The sequence below is a fragment of the Streptomyces sp. NPDC015032 genome (assembly GCF_043080425.1).
Taxonomy (GTDB): domain Bacteria; phylum Actinomycetota; class Actinomycetes; order Streptomycetales; family Streptomycetaceae; genus Streptomyces.
Genome location: NZ_JBIBVN010000003.1, coordinates 504007 through 523228 on the forward strand (window position 1 = coordinate 504007; position 19222 = coordinate 523228).

General features: G+C 70.5%; 16 protein-coding genes. 5 read left to right on the forward strand and 11 right to left on the reverse strand.

Annotated elements, in window-relative coordinates; all coding sequences use genetic code 11:
- Positions 1 to 18 precede the first annotated feature (18 nt).
- From ACF08M_RS07965 to ACF08M_RS08005, 9 genes are all read right to left on the reverse strand, one after another.
- Positions 19 to 1785: a VgrG-related protein gene (locus ACF08M_RS07965; protein WP_392184376.1), complete on the reverse strand. Its 1767-nt coding sequence runs from the start codon at positions 1783 to 1785 to the stop codon at positions 19 to 21.
- Entirely contained in the window at positions 1782 to 2504 is a 723-nt protein-coding gene (locus tag ACF08M_RS07970) for a LysM peptidoglycan-binding domain-containing protein (RefSeq protein WP_392184377.1), read from the reverse strand. The genes ACF08M_RS07965 and ACF08M_RS07970 overlap by 4 nt, the downstream gene beginning before the upstream one ends.
- Before the next feature lie 61 nt (positions 2505 to 2565).
- The gene (locus tag ACF08M_RS07975; RefSeq protein WP_392184378.1) at positions 2566 to 2991 is read right to left on the reverse strand and encodes a phage tail protein; all 426 of its coding nucleotides are present in this window, start codon (positions 2989 to 2991) and stop codon (positions 2566 to 2568) included.
- 54 nt (positions 2992 to 3045) lie between these two features.
- Positions 3046 to 3243 carry a hypothetical protein gene (locus tag ACF08M_RS07980; RefSeq protein WP_392184379.1) on the reverse strand — a complete coding sequence of 66 codons (198 nt, stop codon included), beginning with the start codon at positions 3241 to 3243 and terminating at the stop codon, positions 3046 to 3048.
- A gap of 2839 nt (positions 3244 to 6082) precedes the next feature.
- Entirely contained in the window at positions 6083 to 6241 is a 159-nt protein-coding gene (locus ACF08M_RS07985) for a DUF6760 family protein (protein ID WP_003966147.1), read from the reverse strand.
- Positions 6238 to 6750 (reverse strand): hypothetical protein, encoded by a 513-nt coding sequence (locus ACF08M_RS07990; protein ID WP_392184380.1) that lies wholly within the window; start codon positions 6748 to 6750, stop codon positions 6238 to 6240. Before ACF08M_RS07990 ends, ACF08M_RS07985 begins: the two co-directional genes overlap by 4 nt.
- Positions 6747 to 7187, reverse strand: coding sequence for a phage tail protein (locus tag ACF08M_RS07995; protein ID WP_392184381.1), 441 nt, complete (start codon positions 7185 to 7187; stop codon positions 6747 to 6749). The genes ACF08M_RS07990 and ACF08M_RS07995 overlap by 4 nt, the downstream gene beginning before the upstream one ends.
- A gap of 39 nt (positions 7188 to 7226) precedes the next feature.
- Positions 7227 to 8756, reverse strand: a complete 1530-nt coding sequence (locus ACF08M_RS08000; protein ID WP_392184382.1) for a phage tail sheath family protein — start codon at positions 8754 to 8756, stop codon at positions 7227 to 7229.
- A 701-nt stretch (positions 8757 to 9457) separates the two neighbouring features.
- Entirely contained in the window at positions 9458 to 10744 is a 1287-nt protein-coding gene (locus tag ACF08M_RS08005; RefSeq protein ID WP_392184489.1) for a hydrolytic protein, read from the reverse strand.
- Positions 10745 to 10985: 241 nt separating this feature from the next.
- On the opposite strand from ACF08M_RS08005, the gene ACF08M_RS08010 reads away from it, so the two are divergent.
- From ACF08M_RS08010 to ACF08M_RS08030, 5 genes are all read left to right on the forward strand, one after another.
- On the forward strand, positions 10986 to 11696 hold the full coding sequence (locus tag ACF08M_RS08010) for a response regulator transcription factor (RefSeq protein ID WP_392184383.1): 711 nt from the start codon (positions 10986 to 10988) through the stop codon (positions 11694 to 11696).
- Between the two features lie 201 nt (positions 11697 to 11897).
- Positions 11898 to 12179 carry a hypothetical protein gene (locus ACF08M_RS08015; protein ID WP_392184384.1) on the forward strand — a complete coding sequence of 94 codons (282 nt, stop codon included), beginning with the start codon at positions 11898 to 11900 and terminating at the stop codon, positions 12177 to 12179.
- Entirely contained in the window at positions 12176 to 12880 is a 705-nt protein-coding gene (locus ACF08M_RS08020) for a DUF4255 domain-containing protein (RefSeq protein ID WP_392184385.1), read from the forward strand. Before ACF08M_RS08015 ends, ACF08M_RS08020 begins: the two co-directional genes overlap by 4 nt.
- A gap of 2 nt (positions 12881 to 12882) precedes the next feature.
- Positions 12883 to 15012, forward strand: a complete 2130-nt coding sequence (locus ACF08M_RS08025) for an ATP-binding protein (RefSeq protein WP_392184490.1) — start codon at positions 12883 to 12885, stop codon at positions 15010 to 15012.
- Between the two features lie 763 nt (positions 15013 to 15775).
- Entirely contained in the window at positions 15776 to 17059 is a 1284-nt protein-coding gene (locus ACF08M_RS08030) for a phosphatase PAP2 family protein (RefSeq protein ID WP_392184386.1), read from the forward strand.
- 289 nt (positions 17060 to 17348) lie between these two features.
- On the opposite strand, the gene ACF08M_RS08035 is transcribed toward ACF08M_RS08030, so the two are convergent.
- Together ACF08M_RS08035 and ACF08M_RS08040 are read right to left on the reverse strand one after the other, a co-directional pair.
- A complete protein-coding gene (locus tag ACF08M_RS08035) occupies positions 17349 to 17591 on the reverse strand; it encodes a hypothetical protein (protein WP_392184387.1) in 243 nt (80 codons plus the stop codon).
- Positions 17592 to 17615: 24 nt separating this feature from the next.
- A complete protein-coding gene (locus tag ACF08M_RS08040) occupies positions 17616 to 18770 on the reverse strand; it encodes a PP2C family protein-serine/threonine phosphatase (RefSeq protein WP_392184388.1) in 1155 nt (384 codons plus the stop codon).
- Between the last annotated feature and the right edge of the window lie 452 nt (positions 18771 to 19222).

The following is a 19222-nucleotide window of genomic DNA, read 5'->3' on the forward strand; positions in this document are numbered from 1 at the left end:
GGACGGTTGGTGGGTTCGTCAGTTGATCCTGATGAGCTTGGCCTTGAGCACGCCGAGCAGTCCGCCGTCGATCGTGACTCCCGTCTTGCCGTCGACGGTCACCGAGCGGCCCTTGATGTTCACGTCGCCCGTTCCGGCATCGAGTGTGATCCCGGACGCGGAGAGTGTCACGGAGCTCAGGGCCCGGGTGCCGCCGCGTGCGTACACCGTCAGCGCGATCTCGCCCCGCCGTTCGTCCAGCCTGACGTCGAGCCGCTTGTCGCCGGTGGCGATCCGTACACCGGACGGTCCGCGCGGAGCGTCCAGCAGCTCCAGCCGGTTGCCCGAACGGGACACCAGGGAACGGCGGTTGACCTTCCCGCTGGTCGGATCGACCAGCGGGACGTCGTGCGGCGAGGGCTTGTCCACCCCGTTGTAGAGACCGCCGAGCACATACGGGCTGTCCAGCAGCCCCTGCTCGAACCCGACCAGCACCTCGTCGTTGACCTCGGGACTGAACACCCCGCCGCCGCCCTGGCCGCCCCACTGGACCGTGCGGACCCAGTCGGTCACATAGGTGTCGTCGAGCCAGGGGAACTTCAGCCGGACCCAGCCCCGTTCGGCCTTGCCCTCACGGATGTCGGTGACCACGCCGATGGCGAGCCCCGGCATGCGCGGGCCGCGCGAGGGTGCGTTCGCGCCGCTGGTCAGTCCCGCCAGCGAGCGGTCGGGGGCCGCGCTCACCACCACGGTTGTGCGGTAGCCGCCGTTCGGTTCGAGGACGTGGTGCGCGGCGGTCGCCGTGTAGCGCCCGGCGAACGCGGGCCCGACGTTGCCGAGGGCCACCGGCTCGCCCGCCCGCAGCTGGGGATTGCCCTCGGCGACCGCCTCGATCTCGCCGAACCCGGAGCTCACCGAGGCGGCCACCGCACCGGCCACGGCCGTGGCTTCGGCCTGAGTGCGGTACGGGGTGTCGGTGACCGCCATCCGGGCGTTCGGGCCGAATGCCCCGGCCGCCAGCGACGGGCTCATCCCCGGGGACACCGTGTCGCTGCGGATGGACTGCTCGCGGGCCACCAGCCGGGTCTTGGTGTCGACGTTCCAGCCGCGCACCTCCACACTGTCCGCCCCGTCCGCACCGGTCAGCACGGCCCGCAGGGCCAGCAGATTGCGCCCGTACTCCAGGACCATCGGGTGCCGGGCGGCGGAGGTGGCGGGTGAGGGCGCCGACGCGGCGGGCTTCGGCTTCACGAACTGCAACAGCCCCTTGTCGTCCACCCGCACGTGCGCGCCGCTCTCGCCCGCGAGGTACTGGAGGAACTCCCAGTCGGAGATGTTGGGCTGGGTCAGCTGCTTGTACGTGATGGGTGCGGCCTCGATCCTTCCGCAGGCGAGCCCGGCGCCCGCGGCCACCTTGCGGACGATGTCCGCGGCCTTCATGTTGCGGTAGGCCACCACCTTCCGCCCGCGCTGGAGCCGGTGCGCCTTGGAGAAGGCCCGGACGACCGTGAACGAACCGGTGGTGTCGCTGTCCAGCTCGACCGCCGTGACCTCCCCGGTGAACAGCCGCTCGCGCACCCGCTCCTGCACGGTGACCACGGATATCTTCAGCGGGGTTCCGATGGTGAGACCGGTGGCGGTGAGCAGCTTGTGATCGGCGTCCCGGTACATCAGTACGGCGGTGTCCGGCAGGCCGACGTTCTCGTCGACCACACAGCTCACCAGCTGGGCCGCCCAGGCCGGTGGCAGCTCACCGGGGGCCTCGACGATCGGATCTGCCGCGAAGGAGCGGCCCGGGGCGGTCACCGGCCGCCCTCCGGTGCGTGGTCTTCCAGTCCGGGCACGACCAGCTCTCTGCCGGGGATCAACTGCATCGGGTCGTCGATGTCGTTGGCGTCCGCGATCGTGCGCCACGCGGTGGCATCGCCGTACTCCCGCCAGGCGAGGAGCGGCAGGCTGTCTCCGATGACGACCCGGTGGGTACGACGTGCCTCCCGCGAGCCCGATGTGGGGTTCTGGCCGGGCGGATCGACGCTCGCCTCCTCGATGGACAGGGAGCAGGTGGCGCGCAGCGGCTTCCCGTCGACGTCGAACAGCGTGTACGAGACGGAGAGGCTGGACAGCACACCGTCGAACGAGGTCGTCTTCGACGTGCCCCAGTCGAAGCGCACCCAGGGGCTCGCGGGCGTCTTGCTGGCCAGGCTGCTCGGGGTGGGCGCACACGCCGTCATCAGCTGCTCCACCGCCTTCTCCACCGAGTTGTCATGGGTGGCCGTGGCGTCCAGGAAGACCTCCAGGGACAACGTCCGGGGCCCGCCGCCCACGAATTCGGGCAGCGCGGACTGCCTGGCCATCCGGGACGGCGTGCGCCGCCACTCGGTGCTCTTGCTCAGTGACAGTTTCGCGGGGTTGAACTGCAACGTGAGCCGGGCGAGGGTCCCGCCCGGTTTGGCGCCGACGGACGTCGGCGGTTCCATGATGGTCAGCTGGGCGCGAGCACGGCTCGTACGGACAGCGGGTGACATTGCGTTCCTCCTTCCCGGCCTTCTCCGGAACGTGTGGTGTACCAGGCGAATTGACGATCAATCAGGATGGCTCCAGGCCCTCGTGCGCGATCTCCAGCGTCTCGATCGCCGCCTGGGAACTGGCAGGGTCGAAGGACGGTCCCTGCCAGCGCACCGGCACGATGCCGTGCACCTGCCACCCGATGATGCGGCTGAGGTCAGGACGGAGCGCGACGATCTCGCCGTCCTTTCGCTCCACCCGCTGGATCGTCTCGTTCAGCCACCGCGAGATCTTGAGCGTGTCGGTGGTGACCGGGCGGGTCAGCGTGATGTTGGTCCAGGTGATCCGCCCCGGCAGCTGCCAGGTGAAGCCGTTGTTGCCGCCCTCCGCGTACTGCTCCAACTCCACCTCGGCGCCCAGACCCGAGCAGGTGTGGAAAGCCCCCAGATCACTGCCTCCGATCACGAGCCTGAAGAACACGCTCGTCGCGAAGATGTTGTCCGTCATGTGCTTCTCTTCTTCCCTGCCGTTTCCCAAGTGCCGTGCCGAGCGGGGCCGTTGTCAGCGGCGGCCGTCGTACAGCCGTCCGGTACGCTCCCGCCCTCTGCGCATGTCCACGCGGATCAGCCGGCTCACCGGATCGAGCAGACGACGGGCCAGTTCCTCGATGTCCGCCGCGGTGACGCGGTTCGCGGCCGGAGTGTCCGGGTCGGACGGACCGGCCGGTCCGGTCCTTCCCGGCGGCTGAGGGTGTTTCACCGGGGCCGCCCTCACCGGAACACCGGTGATTCCGGCGTCGGCCGCCGCGCGCTGAAGCGCCTGGGCCGTGGTCCCGGAGCCGCCCGCTCCGGCGGCCGGAACGGGTGCGTTTCGCGGAACCCGTACCGAAAGGCCCGGCGGTCCGGTGAGTGGTGGAGTTCCGCCTCCGGCCGCCGGTCCGGTGGCCGGGGGACCGGCGGATTCCGGCACCACCGGCATCGCCGTCCGCTGAACGGGTACGGGAGATGATCCCGACCGGTCCGGGGCGGGTGGGTGCGGGCGTACGACCGGAACCGGCTGAGCGGCGGGCAGCACGGAGGGGGACGCGCTCGGGGCGGACGGTGCGGAGGGGGACGGTGCCGAGCGTGGCGCCGGGGAAGGCGGTCCGGAGAAGCGGGCGGAGAGTGATCCCGTGGGCCCCTGCCCCGGCGGGTGGGTGTCGAGCGGGGACGGCGACGTTGTCGCGCCGCCGCGTGCCGAGCGCTGCACGAGCCGCAGGAGGGAACCGCCGACCGACGGCCCGCGCCCCCTCCGGCCGGCCCCGGTTCCCGCAACGCGACCGGGATCACCAGCGGCCGTCCGGCCCGAGGGCGCTTCGCTCCGGCCGGGGCCGGGCGCCGGGTTCCCGGGCACGGAGCGCTGGACGGATTCGCCGGGCGCCGGTCCCCCGGGCCGCTGTCCGTCGGGTGCCGGCCCCGGGCCGGTCGTACGGGCCCGGTGCGGCGACGTGGGTTGGCCGGGGCGGGTGTGCGGGTGAGGAACCGTCTGCGGAGGTATCGCGCCCGATGGCTTTCGGTACGCCCCGGTCTGCGGACTTCCGTGCCCCGGCGACGGCACATCGGACCCCGGCCGCCGGCCGTCACGACGCCAGGTGGCCGCCACGACCGGCGGGGCCGCGCCGGCTGTCCTCGGCGCCGAAAATCCCTCGCCGGAGCCGGTGTTCACCTTCAGGGCCCTGCCCGAGAGCAGGGCCCGCGACCGCTGGACGTCGGGCGACCGCTCCTTGGTACCGGCGGCAAGCCCGACCGCGCGACCCCCCTTCGGCTCCGGGGCGATCCTCCGGACCCGTACCGGCGCGGCGGGAGCAGAGAGGGGAGGGGTGGTGACGGGCGCATTCGTACGCGTACCCGTGGTGTCCACCACACGCCGGACAGCCGCGGGTTCCGGTGCGGAGGCGGCGGGCTGCGCAGGCACGGGGGACGAACGCACCGGCATCTCGGAAGGCGTGTTCGGAGGCATCGGCATCGACATCGGTGTGGGCTCGACCGGCGCGGGCGGCGGGGGCGCAGCAAGCTCCCCCCTCGACATCGTGCCCTGCCGTGGGCCGGTGGCTCCCGGCTGCGCCCGACGGCGGTCACCGAGCAGGGGAGCGTCGTTCCGGAGCCTGGCCGTCGGCGGAAGCGAGGGGAGGGGGGCGCCGATCCCACCGCGGGTGCGAGCCTGTGAGCCGGGCCCGTCGGGCCGTGGTGACCGCGGCGGAACAGAGGGGCCCGAAGGCTCCATCGGCTCGTGCCCGCCGAGGCGCTGCACCTGTTCCGGCCCGGACGGCGATACCGGTCCCGGTCCCGGTGCCGGTGCCGACTGGAGCGGCAGGGGAAGCCGGGGCGCCCGGGGTGTCCGGGGCGGTTCCGGGGACCGGGCCTCCGGGGACGGCTGCTGACGCACCGACGGCTTCGTCGTTTCCGGCGAAGGCGTGGTCACGGCGGGGTCCGCCGCGTCCGGTGCCTGCCGCTGAAGAACGGGCATGCCCGCTTCCTGCTGCTCTGCCGGACCGGACGGTACGACCGCGCCCCGCGCCGCCGGACCGGAGGGCACGGCTCCGGTGGGCAGTTCCCGCAGGGGCTTGCCCAGGGCGGGGCGCACCGCACCGTTGGCGGGACGGTCGAAGGCGCGGCCCGGTGAAGGTGCGGCGCCCGGTGGTGCGGCGGGAATCGCCCGGCCGGAGCCGTCCGGCCGGGCGGACGCGGTCTGCCGCACGGCGGAGGTGGTGACGGGAGCGGACGATACGGAGGCTGTGGCCGGCAGGACCCCGGCCATGTGCCGCAGGGCCAGCGCCGGACGCCGGGCAACGATCAAGGGCGGGGCGGTCCGCCGCAGGGGCACGGCGGCGGGCCGGGGCCTCTGTGGCGCAGCCGGTGCCGGCCCGGTGTTCGCGGGATGCTGCGGCGTGGGCGGGGCGGCCGGTCCCGGACCCGCGGCCGCTGCCGTGCCCTGCGCAGGAGCTGCCCCTGCGGTGGCTTCCGGAGCGGCGGCACCGCCCCCGCGAGCCTGCCGCCCCGGCGCCCCGCGCCCGGAAGAGCCGGGGCGCGTCGTAGCGTTCGACCGACGGACGGTCGCGGGGACCGGCTCTCCGCCCGTCGCTGCCTTGCCGGTCGCGTGGCCCGTCGTGGCCGGTGCCGGCTCCGTCGCGGGTTCCGCTTCCCCGTCCGCCCCGGTCCGGGCGGCACGCAGGAGCAGTGGCCCACCGGGAGACGCGGAACGCGCGCCGCCCGGACGGGCGACGCCGTGGATGAGGCCCACCGGTGCGGACGGCAGTACGGCATGGCCGAGTTCGCCGCCGTAGGCGAAGTTCTGCCACGACGCGAGGCCGGCCCTGAACCGCAGTCCGTCGCTCACACCGATCGAGGACCGGGCGACGGTCACCGTCGGCGGCGCAACCTGTCGCCAGCCGCCGTCCCAGCCGCCGTTCGAGTCGCCGTCCCCTTGACCGGTCCGGCCGTCGCCGGCTTCGGTCTCCGGTACCGGACTGTGCCCGGTACCGGGTTCGGCCTCGCCACGGGAGGGCGTGCCGGGCTGCTGCCGGTCCCCTCGGCGGAACCAGTCCCCGAACCCCACGCGATCACCCGCCTTCGTTGACGCGGGTGTTGATCCGCGCTATCTCCCGCACCCACTGCTGACGTTCGCCGTGGGTGAGATCGAGAATGTCCTCACGCTGCCAATGGAAGTGGTAGGCGACGTACGCGATCTCCTCCCGCAACCGGGGAAGCGCGTACGTCACGATTCCCCCAGGCGCCCACCCGAGAGGTCCACCTCGAACGATCCGTGGCACAGCGGACACGTCACCGCGGCGTGCGTATGGCCCTCGCTGTTGATCCGGCGGTAGAAGTCCTGGAGGAACGCCACATCCGTGGCGTACATCCGCTCGACGACCCCGGCGTGCACATCGGTGATGGTGCCGAGCTGGGTGATGACCTGGCTCAGCAGCACCACGCTCAGGTACGCCGGGTTCTCCTTCACCCGCAGGTCGATCTGCGGGCGCAGTTCGTCCCGTGCCGTCGCGAGCCGCATCGAGCCGTGCCGGTGCACCTGGCCCTCGTCGTCGACGTACCCGCGCGGGAGCTCGAAATCGAACTCCGTACGCAGCCGCCCACCGTCCTGCTCCCGGTCCCGGTCCCGCTCCCGGTCCGGAGATGGCGCGGGAGCCTCCTCGCGTGCGGCGGGCGGGGCGGGCGCGAGGCTGTCGAGGACTTCGTCGAGTCCGCCCGACGTAACGGTCCTGCGCCTCATTCGACCACGATCTCCTCGAAGGTGATGGTCACCGTCTCGGTGGCGGCGCTGGACTCGCCGGCCTTCAGCGAGGGGCCCTCCCACTTGCTGGCCCACCCCTGCATCAGCTGGATGCGCCGGACCGTCTCACCTTTCGAGTCCTTGATCTCGATGGTCAGGTTCTGCCGCGCGGTGTCGACAGCCCCGTTGTTGAGCGTCTCCTTGATCCAGCTGGTGAACTCGCTGCTCTTGTCGAGTCCGCGGGTGATCGTCACCTCGCCCGCCTGGCGTGCGCCGGGCTGCTTGCGGATGATCTGCTTGCCCTCGGCGGTCACTTGACGGACCTCGACGACTTCTTCCTCGACGGTCATACCGCTGATCTCTTGGATCGACTCGACGAGATAGCCGCCGAGCTGCACGCCGAAGACGTGGGTGGAAAGAGCGTCGCCCTCTGCCATGACTCTGTGTCACCTGTTCCGTTTGCGGACCCTGCCGGGTCACTCGTTGACGAGGCTGGTGCTGTCGGAGAACTGCGCGAGGCGGAAGACCACGAACTCCGCAGGTTTCACCGGAGCAACGCCGATCTCGCACACGACCTGGCCGAGGTCGATCGACTCCTGCGGATTGTTGTCGCGGTCGCACTTGACGTAGAACGCCTCCTCGGCCGTGCGGCCGAAGAGAGCGCCCCGGCGCCACTCCTCGGTGAGGAAGGCGGTGACGTTGCGCCGGATGCTGGACCACAGGCGGTCGTCGTTCGGCTCGAACACCACCCACTGGGTGCCCAGGAGGATCGACTCCTCCAGGTAGTTGAAGAGGCGGCGCACATTGAGGTAGCGCCAGGCCGGGTCGGACGAGAGCGTGCGCGCGCCCCAGATCCGGATGCCGCGCCCGGGGAAGGCGCGCACGCAGTTGACGCCGATCGGGTTGAGCAGGTCCTGCTCGCCCTTGCTGAGACGGAGCTCCAGGTCCAGCGCACCGCGGATGACCTCGTTGGCGGGGGCCTTGTGCACACCGCGCTCCCCGTCGCTGCGCGCCCAGACACCGGCGACGTGACCGCTCGGCGGCACCATGGAGTTGCGGCCGGTCGCCGGGTCGAAGACCTTGAGCCACGGGTAGTACACGGTCGCGTAGCGCGAGTCGTAGGCGGCGTCGTCATTGCGCCAGGTACGGACTCGCTGGGCGTTCATGCCCGGCGGAGTGTCCAGGACGGCAACCCGGTCGCCCATCTGCTCGCAGTGCGAAATCACCGCCAGCTGTACGGCTTTGACGCCCTCGGCATCGATGTCCCCGCGCTGGTAGGCGCTCATCAGGTCCGGAACGGCGACCATGGTGATCTCGTCGATCGCTTCGAGGCCCGCGAATCCCGTGCGGGCCGCGGCGTCGCCGACGTACTCGGCAGGATCGATCCGCGCGACACCGCTTCCCGGAGCGGCAGCAACGGGTGACAGGGAGAAGCTCTGATTCTCCGGACGGCTCTGGGCCGCGCCGGGCTGCTCGGTGACCTCGATGAGCTTGGACTGGCGGGCCTGGGTGACCAGATAGCCCTTGACGTTCTTGCGGGTGGAGACGTCGTGGGTCTCCACCACCTTGCCGGCCTGCCGCACCAGCAGCCGGAACCGGTCCTCCGGAGGGTTCTCGCCCTCGGCGTCGGCGACCTCGACGGAGAAGTCTCCATGCGTGCCGGTCCGTGGGGAGACCAGGAACCCACCGATGGCGACGGACGGCACCGCCTCGGGCGCGGATCCCGGTGCCGAGTCCTGCGCGGGGCCGCCGATGCGCACGATGTAGGCGGCGCCGCCGCCGTTGGCGAAGTAGCCGTAGACCGCGAGCGCCAGGTACGTGTCGGCGGTGAAGGTGCCGAAGGTCTGGACGTACTGGTCCCAGTTCGTCACCAGCGTCGGCCGGTGGAAGGGACCGGCCTCCGCGAAACCGACGAAGGCTGCGACCGCGGTGCCGACTCCCTCGATGGGCCGTGCTCCGGACTGCACCTCCTCCACGTATACACCGGGGGTGAGGTACGACGGCATGCTCGCTCCTTCGGGTGGCCATTCGTTCGCCGCTCAGTCTTGCCCGGCGACCGCGGCGGACAGTAGGCCTCAAAGTCCTGGACACGGGGCAGGCCCACTGCCTTCCCAGGCACCCCGGCGACAGGAAATGCTTCCCCGTGCGGACCGTTCGCGGCTGTTGTCGCGTTCTCCGGCTCGACGCATTCCCCGGCTCGGGCGTGCGATGGCAAGGTGGACCCCGGATTTCCGAAAGGTGTCCACCGGTCTGGTGATGGGGGATTCGCCACACATATGGATGTGTGGATTCCGTGCATGCGGGCGGGTGTGATCTCCTCGCCCGCGAATGCCGGAAAGGGCCGCGACTGTCCGTGGCGGCCGGGGAATCGGCGCCGGGGCGATGAGTATCAGCCAGAATGCGCCGCGCCGGGTCGGCTGTCCGGCCGGGTTCTTGCGGCCGGAACAAGCCCATGACTTCGCAGGCCGGCCCTCCTCGCGGTCCGCCTCGGAGGCGGCGGGAGCGGTTCGGGGCGGGTCCGGTCGTATCCGGGTGACCGGATGTTCTTCACCCGCTGCCGGTTCCGCGGGGATTTTTGAGATCCGGTTCTTTGCTGTGTGCAAGGGAAGGGATCCGCCAGTGACCGGCGAGCCGGGTTTCCCCCGGTCGGGATTTCTGTTGTTCTCATCCCTCGCGACGGAAAGGGGAAGGTCCGGCACTGTTGTTTCTACGGTGCGAGATCGCTCAGTGTGCCGCTGACGTTGAGCACCTGATGGCATCCGGAAGCCTGAGTTCCGGTAGCTGGAGTGCCAGGTTTGGCGCAGGTCACGGAAGCGGTGACGGTGGCGTTCTCCGGAATCTGGATGGGGGTGACCCAGTGGTAGTCCTGATTGCGAAAGGTCTCCAGAGCGATGGTGGTGATCTTCCGGTTCCCGAAGGAGATGGTCAGTACTCCTTCGTCGCCCTGGAAGTTCGCCACCACCATGTCCGTGATGCGGAACATCTTCCCCTCCGGAACCCGGTACTTCCCCTCCTTCTCGCCCCCGGACCTGGTCTGCACATCGATCGTCGCCGAGCTCTGCTGGGTGTTCCCGGTGTCCGTACCCGGTTTCGAGCCGGGGCCGCCGGGCGAGGTCGGTTTGCCCGGACGGGCCCCCTTTCCCTGGTCTCGCCCCTGACCGCCCGTCGGGTCGTCCGAGCCGCCCTCGGCTGCCTCTCTCTGTTGCTCTTTGCGGGCCGTCTCCTTCTGTGCGGCCTGCGCCGCTTGCTTCGCGGTGCTCCGCACCGCGGGCCGGACCAGTGCGAACCAGGCGACCAGCAGCGCGAGCAGCGCGGCCAGGACCATCAGCAACCACTTGGGCAGTATCGGCAGTTGCGTGAACTCGCCCTGCAGCGCCTCGGGCCGGCCGGGCTGCGCGCTGTCGGTGTCCCGTTCAGCGCCTTCGGCGGCCTCGACCTCGAACGGCCAGGTGATCGGCTTGCCGAACCAGACCGGCTTCCGGATCCGTACCCGCAGGCGTGCCTCGGCGGACTCGCCCGGCTCCAGGCTCCGTCGGTCCGGAGCGAAGGACAGACGGAGCTCCTCTCCGGCCTGCTTTCCGGTGAGGCCGACATCGGCCGGGGTGTTCCCCCTGTTCTGCACCGAGGTCCGGAACCGGGCGCCCAGCCAGCCGCGGCGTCGGTGCGGGTCCAGCTCGGCCCGGAGTTCGTGAAAGGGCTCCACGACCACCGTGGCCTCCGGGACAGCCACCGACTCGGGGCGCTCCGTGGGCAGCACGCGGACCCCCAGGGGCGTCTCGCCGGCACGGACCTCGTGGGACCGGGGCGGCGCGAGCCGCACGGTCACCACCTCGGAGGTGCCCGGATAGAGGGAGACGCGCGTCGGCTCCACGGTGCTCCACGCGGCGCAGTCGCCGACCACTTCGAGCGTGTAGGCCTCGACGATGTCGCCGTCGTTGCGCACGGTCAGGGATGTCGTCGCTTCAGCGCCGGGCGACACCGTCACCGTGGACATTTCGAGTTCGGCAGATGTGGTCACGATGTGACGTTAAGCCGCCCCCGCGGTTCGGCAGCAGAGACGCGAGGGCAACGAGCGGGCAGGGCTGATGCCCCGACGGCACAGCGGCACGGTGTCCCCGAGCCCCCTCCCCGGGCCCGATCCCCATGCCGGAAGCCGGTGCGGTCGAGAGTGGCAACAGGCATATCGGACAGAAGTACCTGAGGAAGACGAGCACGGAACGATGATGACGACAGACATGAAGAACACAGCAGCGGAACGCGGCCAGTACCGTCGGCCCGCTCCATCGGAGCGCTCCGCCGAGGGCAGCGCCAAGGAGGCCCCCGGGGGCAGGATCTCCGTGGCGGTGTACGCGGAGGACCTGATCCTGCGGACCGGCGTGGTGCACCAGTTGCGCCAGCGGCCCGAGATGGACCTGATAGCGGAGTCCGAGGCCGACCTGGCCCAAGTCTCCTTAGTAGTCGTGGACATGGTGGACGAGCGCACCGTCCAGCTCCTGCACCGTCTGCAGCGCAACACCGCGACCCGCACCGGACTGGTGGTCGGCTTCTTCGAATCGGGCGCGCTCCAGACCATGATCGAGTGCGGCGTGGCCGCCGTGCTGAGGCGCGGGGAGGCCGACCAGGACAGTCTTGTCCACATGGTGAAGGCAATGGCGAACGGTGAAGGCGTGCTGCCGGGCGACCTGCTCGGAAAGCTCCTCGACCATGTCAGCAGCCTCCAACGCACGGTCCTCGACCCCCGGGGACTCTCGCTCTCCACCCTCACGACGCGGGAGGCGGAGATGATCAGGCTGGTGTCGGAGGGCTTCGGTACCGCGGAGATCGCGCAGAAGACCTCGTACTCCGAACGCACCGTCAAGAATGTGCTGCACGAGGTGGCGACACGGCTCGAACTGCGCAACCGGGCCCACGCCGTCGGCTACGCGATGAGGCACGGACTCATCTGAGTCCTGCGACAGCCTCCCGCGCGGGCGACCTGAGGACTCCCCGCGCGGGAGTGCGCGGGTGCTGCGGGAAGAGACCGGGGGAGGGCCGCCGCAAAGGGCAGCGGCCCCTTCCCTCGCTCCGGGTACTTCGGGCCTGTCCCAGGAGCCGTGCGAGCGCAATGCTTGAGGTGGAGAGTCATCAACCAGACTGTGAGGTGGGCCGTGACCGGCACTGCTGGCTCGGCGAGGCATACCCGGCTGGGCCGGCTGGCGGGCGACGCGGTGCTGTTGGCGCCGCTGCCGGCGGTGGGCTCCGTGTCCGCCCCGTCCCCTACGACCTCGGTGCCCACGCCGCCCCGGCCTCCGGCCCCACGGCCTCCCGAACCCGAGGCGGGGTCCGGCGTCGTGGTGCGGGCACAGCCCAGCCCCGGCTTCGTCGGCGGCCGGGTGGTGGTCACGTACAGCGGCACCAACGTCCCGCCGGACGAGGTGGGGCGCCGGTGATCCACGAAGTCGACGAGGGGCTGCGGCTGTTGCTGATCGACGCCGGCCTCCAGGACAGCGGCGTCGACCTGGTCTTCGACGCACCGACGAAGGACTGGTCCGCCCGGCGCAACGCCCCCACGGTCAGCGTCTTTCTCCACGGCATCCGTGAGGATGCGGCCCGGCGCCGCACGGGCACGGCCGAGGAGCACGACGAGCACGGAGTGATCGTCGGCCGGCGGACCCCGCCGCGCTGGTTCGAGCTGACCTATCTGGTGACCGCCTGGACCAATCGTCCACAGGACGAACATCGCCTGCTCTCCGAGGTGTTGCGCTGCCTCGTGCGGTCGGACGTCCTGCCCGCCCGTATGCACACCGGCAGCCTCGCCGAGCTCGGGCTGACCGTGGAGATCGAGGCGGCGGGTCCGGGCACGGGCCGGCCGTCCTCCCTGGACGTGTGGTCCGCGCTCGGTGGTGAACTCAAGGCCGCGATCGACCTGCGTGTATGGGCACCGCTGGCCGGTGAATGGACTTCCGCCGGACCGCCGGTCACCGAAGGGCTGGTGGTGAAGGCCGCGCCCGCAGCGGACGGCGACGAGGCGGGACCGGGACGCCGGTTGCGCTACGACGGGGCGTCCGACCCCGGCGAGCAGGGCTTCGCCGCGGAACGTGAACGGCAGTTGCCGCCCGGACGGCGCAGGCGCGGGAGCGCGGCTCGGTGACCATGACAGAAGGCACCCGTGCCGTCCGTGAACTGCCCGGAACCCCGACGGCGGCGGTCGAGGACCTCTGGGAGCGGTTGATCCACGTCGAACAGCGGGTCAGGCACGCCGTGGCGGTCCGGCGGGCCGCCGACCCCGAACCGGACGATCCATACCGGGGGCAGTACCTCACCCCCGAGGCCGCCGAACGGATCGTGGCCTCGCGCGACGCGTTCGCTCCCGTGCCGGCGTACGGCTCCGAGCCTTCGCCCGACTCTCCGCCCGGGAGCCGGATCCGCCGGCTCGCCGAGAACTTCGGCCTGGTCCCACTGGACGTCGATCTGCTGCTGGTCGCGATGGCGCCGGACATCGACAGCCGATTCGAGCGGCTCTACGGCTATCTCAATGACGACCTCAACCGTCGAAGGCCGGCCATCGGTCTGGCACTTGAACTCTGCGGGCTGCCCGCCGCGAGCTCCGGACGCTTCCGGTTCTCGCCGTCCGCCCCGCTGATCGCGGGCGGGCTGCTGGAGGTCCTGGAGGCCGACCGCCCGCTGCTCTCGCGGGTGCTGCGAGTTCCGGACCGGATCACCGCGTATCTGCTCGGTGACGACGAGACCGACGGGAGGCTGCACGGCCTCGTCCGGGTGTGCGGCCCGGAGGAGGAGCCGGACACGGGACCGGAGGCCCTGCGGGTCGCGGCGGCATCGGGGACGGGCAGCGGTCTGGTGCATCTGCTCGACCGGGGAGGCGACCCCGGCAGACTGGCGGTCGAGGCGCTCCTCGCTGCAGGGCGCCGTCCGCTGGTGGTCGACATCGCGGCATTCGCCGCTGCTCCCGAACCGGCGGTCCTCGTACGGACCCTGGCGGCCGAGGTCCGGCTGAGTTGCGGCGGTGTCGTCCTCGGGCCGCTCGAAGCGCTGGCCCCTGAGCGGCCCGAGGGAGCCCGGCTGCTCAGCGGCCTGTGCGCGGCGGTCAGCGGCGCTCCACTGATCGTGTACGGGAAGAAGAACTGGGACCCCCTGTGGACCAGGGACAGCCCGGTTCCGGTTCACGTCCTGCCCCCCGGCCCCGCGGGCGTGGCGCGGCAGTGGCGTCGGGCGCTCGCCCAGGCCGGCACCCCGGTCGGATCGCCCGCCGGGAACGTGCCGGCCGACGCGCGAGTCATAGAGGCCACCACCGCCTACCGGCTCGACTCCGAGCAGGTGCGCAAGGCCGCAGCCGTGGCCTCCCGGCTGGCCGTTCTGGAGGAGCGTCCGGTGGACGTGCGGGATCTGCGCACGGCGGTACGGGCACAGAACGGTGCGGGGCTCGAACGGCTCGCCCGTCGCATCGAGCCCGCGGTCGGCTGGGACGACCTCGTGCTGCCTTCCGAAACCCGCCGTCAGCTGTCCGAACTCGCCCTGCGCGCACGCCATCGCGGACAGGTGCTCGGCGAGTGGCGAATGCGGCCGGGGGGCGGCCGGGGGCGGGGGGTCATCGCGTTGTTCGCCGGTGAGTCCGGCACCGGAAAGACTATGTCCGCCGAGGTGGTGGCGTCGGAGCTCGGCATGGAACTCTACGTCGTGGATCTGTCCATCGTGGTGGACAAGTACATCGGTGAGACCGAGAAGAATCTCGAAAGAATCTTCGTCGAGGCTTCCGATGTCAACGGCATCCTGCTCTTCGACGAGGCGGACGCCATCTTCGGGAAGCGTTCACAGGTCAAGGACGCGCACGACCGCAATGCCAACGTGGAGTCGGCCTATCTGTTGCAACGGATCGAGTCCTTCGACGGGATCGCGGTACTCACCACCAACCTGCGGGCCAATCTCGACGAGGCTTTCACCCGTCGCCTCGACGTGATCGCGGAGTTCCCCATGCCGGACGCCCAGCAGCGACTGGCCCTGTGGGAGCGCTGCCTCGGGTCGGGGATCCCGCGCGACACGGACCTCGACCTGGAATTCTGCGCGCGACGCTTCGAACTGGCGGGAGGATCGATCCGTGCCTGCGCGGTGACCGCCGCCTATCAGGCGGCGGAATCGGGCGGACCGCTCGGTACGGAGCAGATTGTCTCGGCCGTGCTCCAGGAGTACCGCAAACTCGGCCGGCTGGTCATGGAGAGCGAGTTCGGCCCCTGGCTGGACCGCGTGCAGGTACGCGGCGGGGGGTAGGCCCTCCGGAAAGCCGGACCGTATCTCTCCGGCAGGCCATGGGCCGGGGGCGACAGTGCGCGTCCCGGTGGGCGGGAGACGCCTCCCTCCGGGGCGAGGGCCTTGCCCTGTGCGCCGTGCCATCGATTCCTCCTGCCGTTTGCCAGGCCGCTCCGGCCGGATGTCGAGGGTCTGTCCGAGAGGCCGCGCCATCCCGGCAGCGTGCGCACTGCCCGCGGCTCGCCACCGCGGGGCTCTCGTCTGCATCGACGGCGAACTGCCCGACGGCTTGTCACCGAGGGCGAACATGACGACGGCCCGGTCGACGTGGCCGTCGTCACGGAGTTCGCCGCCAAGGGGGATCTGGCTGCTGTATGAGTGGTGCTGACGACGCTTCAACACCACACCCGTGGCAGTCAGTTCACGGTCCTGCGCATACGTTGCGGAGTCACTGGTCAACTTGTGGTGCCCTCACTGCCCGCCGGGCGTCGAGAGTTTCGTCATCATTCCCGTGACACCGGACCATCGAGCGCCGGGCCGGTCGACCTCCGCGCCATCCGGGACCAGCGAAGCCCAGGCACGTCGCTCCGATAATATGATCGAACTCACGACGAGTGCCCTGATTGCCCGTCCTTCGCCGGGAAACCATGCCATCTGGCACGAAGAGTGAACCATCCACCTGACCTCTAACAAATCGGCCAGACAATTGATACCTAGAGCATCGCGGGCGTTTTCGCGAATAAACTGCAGAATTCCGTTCGCCGCGTGGCGTCAGCCGAGGGTGATGCTGTGGGCCACGGCGGGTGTGGTGACCCTCGGATTCCTCGTCGCGCTGGAGATCGCCGCGCGCCACTACGGCGTGCCGGGGCCGATCACCAACCAGGCGCGAGAGGTGATATTCACCCCCAAATCAGGGCCGCTCTTGTACGCCAGTATGGCGTTGACGATGGTGGTGCTCACCTGGCGGCAACGGTTCATCGCGGCTGGTGTCGCGATCGGCATCGACGTCGTCTTCGTGCTCGTGCGGTGGGCGCTGGACGTCAAGACGACCGAGGGCCACTTCTTCGGCAACGGCGCGTTGTGGGTGATTTTGGGTTGTGCGGTCATCGCTGTCACGCGCCGCACCGGCCGGGAACGCCTCCTGCTGCTGAAGGGCGTCGGGCTGGGCCTGCTGCTGGTGGCCGGCCGCAAGACCGGCGATACCTGGCTGCTCATCACGTCGAAGACCCGTCCGACGGTGCTCGACCAGTACGTGGCAACCGCCGATCAGGCGCTGGGCAACCCGTCGTGGCTGGTAGGCCGGATCGTCGAGGCCACCGGCTCGATCGGCGACCATGTTCTCGACTACGTCTACGTTCAGCTTGCGGTGGCCGCGGTCGTCGTCGCGTTCTACCAGCTGCGCAACGTGGCGGTCGAGCGTCGCTTCCCGGGCCACCACCTGGTGCGCACCTTTCTGGTCATCGGCCTGCTCGGGCCGGGCATCTACATGATCTTCCCGGTGGTCGGGCCGATCTTCGCCTACGGTGCCGACGGCGGGCACTGGGCGGTGGCCGACCTGTGGCCGGACACGCCGCCGCCCATCGGTACCCCGCACCACATGCCATTCAACAAGATCACCCCACGCAACTGCATGCCCAGCCTGCACACGGCATGGGCTACCGTGATCTTCATCCACTCCCGCAAGGGCCCACGGATTCTGCGTTTCGCAGGCGCCTTCTGGCTGATCGCCACGCTCGGCGCAACGCTGGGATTCGGTTACCACTACGGCGCGGACATCATCGCCGGCGTGGTGTTCGCGGTCACGATCGAGGCAGCGCTGCGCTCGCTCGACCGTGGCTGGGACCGATCGGGAATCCAGCTGGTCGCCTACGGTGTCACGGTCTTCGCTGCGCTCCTGGTGTCCTATCGCTTTCTGTCGATGGAGATGGCCGAGTATCCGTGGGTGTTCGGGCCACTTCTCATTCTGGCGACGAGTTCTGTGGTGTACGGCTACGTGCGGACCACCAGAATGTGGGATCTGAAGGCCGCACCAGTACAGCAACCGGAACCGCAACCCGAATTCGTCTGAGTCACGCTGCATCAGGCTGTGGGCGGAGAGCCTGCCGGGTGGCGCGTGCGGGCCTTCACGGTGCCGTGGGTGGAGCAGCTTGCCATCCCCTGACGAGGCGGCGGGAGCAGGGCGGCGCCGCGCGGGCCGAAGCCCGGCAACTCTTGCCGAAACGGGAGGACTTCGGCCCGCCGCGCCCCGAGCGTCCGCCCCTTCGGCGAAGGCCGCCAGGCACGACCGAAGGCGCAGGCCGGCGTCGCCGCTCTCCGCCCGCAACCGTTCGCATTCGGCCCGCACCGCCCTCATCGGTTCACGAGGCCGCCCACCTCACCACCGACAGCCTGATCAGCGGTAGTTTCACAGCTTTTGAGCTCTCTGTCTCCACGGCATCCAGGTCGCACCGGCATCCGGACAGCCGTTCTGCGGGCAGGAAGTCGGCGGCGGCCTCCTCGTCAAGCACGTGGACATGGGTGCAACGCCATCGCCGCTCGGCTGCCCCGCCACCGGTGAACTCGTCGGCGGCCGGCCTGTGGCCGCTCTGCCCAGCAGGCATGACGGCCCACACCAGGGACAGCCCTCAGTCGGGCATGTGGTAGACGGCGAGAGCTGCCGTGTCGTCGTGGAGGCGGTTGTTGCTGTAGACGAGGAGATCGTGGTGGAGGCGGTCGAGGAGTTCCCGGGGCGGGAGGGGTCCCCAGGAGAGGACACGCTGGGGGAGGGGATAGAAGGCCCCAGCGGAGTCGCGTGCCTCGGTGACGCCGTCGGTGTAGAGCAGCAACTGGTCGCCCGGGCGGAAGGGGTACTCGTCGATCTGGTAGGCCTGCGTGAGGAGCATGCCGAGGTTGAGCGGCGGTGCGGGGTCGGCCGTCTCCAGCTCGGTGACTCCGTCGGGGCGGATGAGCAGGGGCGGGGGATGGCCGCAGTTGACGATGCGGACCAGGTGACGGTGGGGGATCTCCGCGAAGACGGCAGTGACGAAGCGTTCGCCCATGTCGCTTCCGGCAAGGCGGGCGGACCTGCGGTTCATGCTGGTCTCCACCCGGCGGGCAACGGCGGCGAGGTCGGGTTCGTCGTGGGCGGCCTCGCGAAAGGCACCGAGAAGGGTGGCGGCCGTCTCCACGGCAAGGAGACCCTTTCCGCGGACATCGCCGATGACGAGGCGGAGTCCGTACGTGGTGGGGACGGCCTCGTACAGGTCGCCGCCGATGCGTGCTTCCGCGGCGGCGGACAGGTAGAGGGCTTCCACCTGAATGGGGCCGACGCGATGAGGGACCGGGCCGAGCAGGACACGCTGCGCGATCTCGGCCACGAAGCGCACGGTGGCGAGGGTGCGTTCCCGGCGCACGCGGTGGGCGGCCAGAATCGTTCCGAGAATGCCGACCAGGGCGGTGCACACGTAGGCGGTGACGTAGTGACGCTCCCACACGTAGCTCACCGGGCGGCCCGCGCAGCACGGGGTGCCGGCCAGGATCCCTTCGAAGACGATCGTGAACGCGGTGATGGCACCGACGGCAACGGGGCCGTAGGCGAAGGCTGTGATCACCGGGAGGGCGATGAGCAGGAAGCTCACGGGCCACTGCACGGGCGTGAGGGGTTCGAGCACCAGGATGCCCGCGATGTAGAAGACGGGCAGCCAGCGCATCCATGCGGGCGCGGCGGGCACCTGCGGGCCCCCGCTGCCGGGCTGCTCCGTCCAGTGGCCCGCCGCCCCGGGGCGGCCCGGCCACCTCACTGCTCCCCCCGGCGGGGAGCGAGCGCGGACACTGCCCCGACGGAGCGCTGAGCCACCGCGTGGCCCGCGCGCGGGCGGCGCTCCTGGCGGGTCCCCTGACACAGCCTGTACACGCGGAACTCCTGACACAAGACGTGGTCAAAACGTCCATCCTGCTGCGCCGCAAGGCCTCGGGCCGGTCATTGCTCCAGCCCATGGCATGTCAGGGGCCGGCACCCGTCCCCCCACACCGCGACGGCGCCCAGGACCCCGAACCGCGCCGCCATCCCCACCCCCTCATGGCCACCTCACTCCGCTCACCCCCCGCTGACCACCGGGTACAGCCCGATTCCAGACTTCCCGAAGGTTTCCCGAAGACCGCTCCGGCACAGTGAGAACACAACACCCGCACGAATCCCAACAGCTCCGCAACGGGCCGAGCCCGGTGAGCCGTTGGGTGAACGCCGGGGGCT

What these genes read in the sequence shown, in the direction of transcription:
- ACF08M_RS07970 (WP_392184377.1), bottom strand. Translation starts at nt 2,504, where the DNA reads ATGTCACCCGCTGTCCGTACGAGCCGTGCTCGCGCCCAGCTGACCATC.
- ACF08M_RS07975 (WP_392184378.1), bottom strand. Translation starts at nt 2,991, where the DNA reads ATGACGGACAACATCTTCGCGACGAGCGTGTTCTTCAGGCTCGTGATC.
- ACF08M_RS07990 (WP_392184380.1), bottom strand. Translation starts at nt 6,750, where the DNA reads ATGAGGCGCAGGACCGTTACGTCGGGCGGACTCGACGAAGTCCTCGAC.
- ACF08M_RS07995 (WP_392184381.1), bottom strand. Translation starts at nt 7,187, where the DNA reads ATGGCAGAGGGCGACGCTCTTTCCACCCACGTCTTCGGCGTGCAGCTC.
- ACF08M_RS08000 (WP_392184382.1), bottom strand. Translation starts at nt 8,756, where the DNA reads ATGCCGTCGTACCTCACCCCCGGTGTATACGTGGAGGAGGTGCAGTCC.
- ACF08M_RS08005 (WP_392184489.1), bottom strand. Translation starts at nt 10,744, where the DNA reads ATGTCCACGGTGACGGTGTCGCCCGGCGCTGAAGCGACGACATCCCTG.
- ACF08M_RS08010 (WP_392184383.1), top strand. Translation starts at nt 10,986, where the DNA reads ATGAAGAACACAGCAGCGGAACGCGGCCAGTACCGTCGGCCCGCTCCA.
- ACF08M_RS08025 (WP_392184490.1), top strand. Translation starts at nt 12,883, where the DNA reads ATGACAGAAGGCACCCGTGCCGTCCGTGAACTGCCCGGAACCCCGACG.
- ACF08M_RS08030 (WP_392184386.1), top strand. Translation starts at nt 15,776, where the DNA reads ATGCTGTGGGCCACGGCGGGTGTGGTGACCCTCGGATTCCTCGTCGCG.
- ACF08M_RS08035 (WP_392184387.1), bottom strand. Translation starts at nt 17,591, where the DNA reads ATGCCTGCTGGGCAGAGCGGCCACAGGCCGGCCGCCGACGAGTTCACC.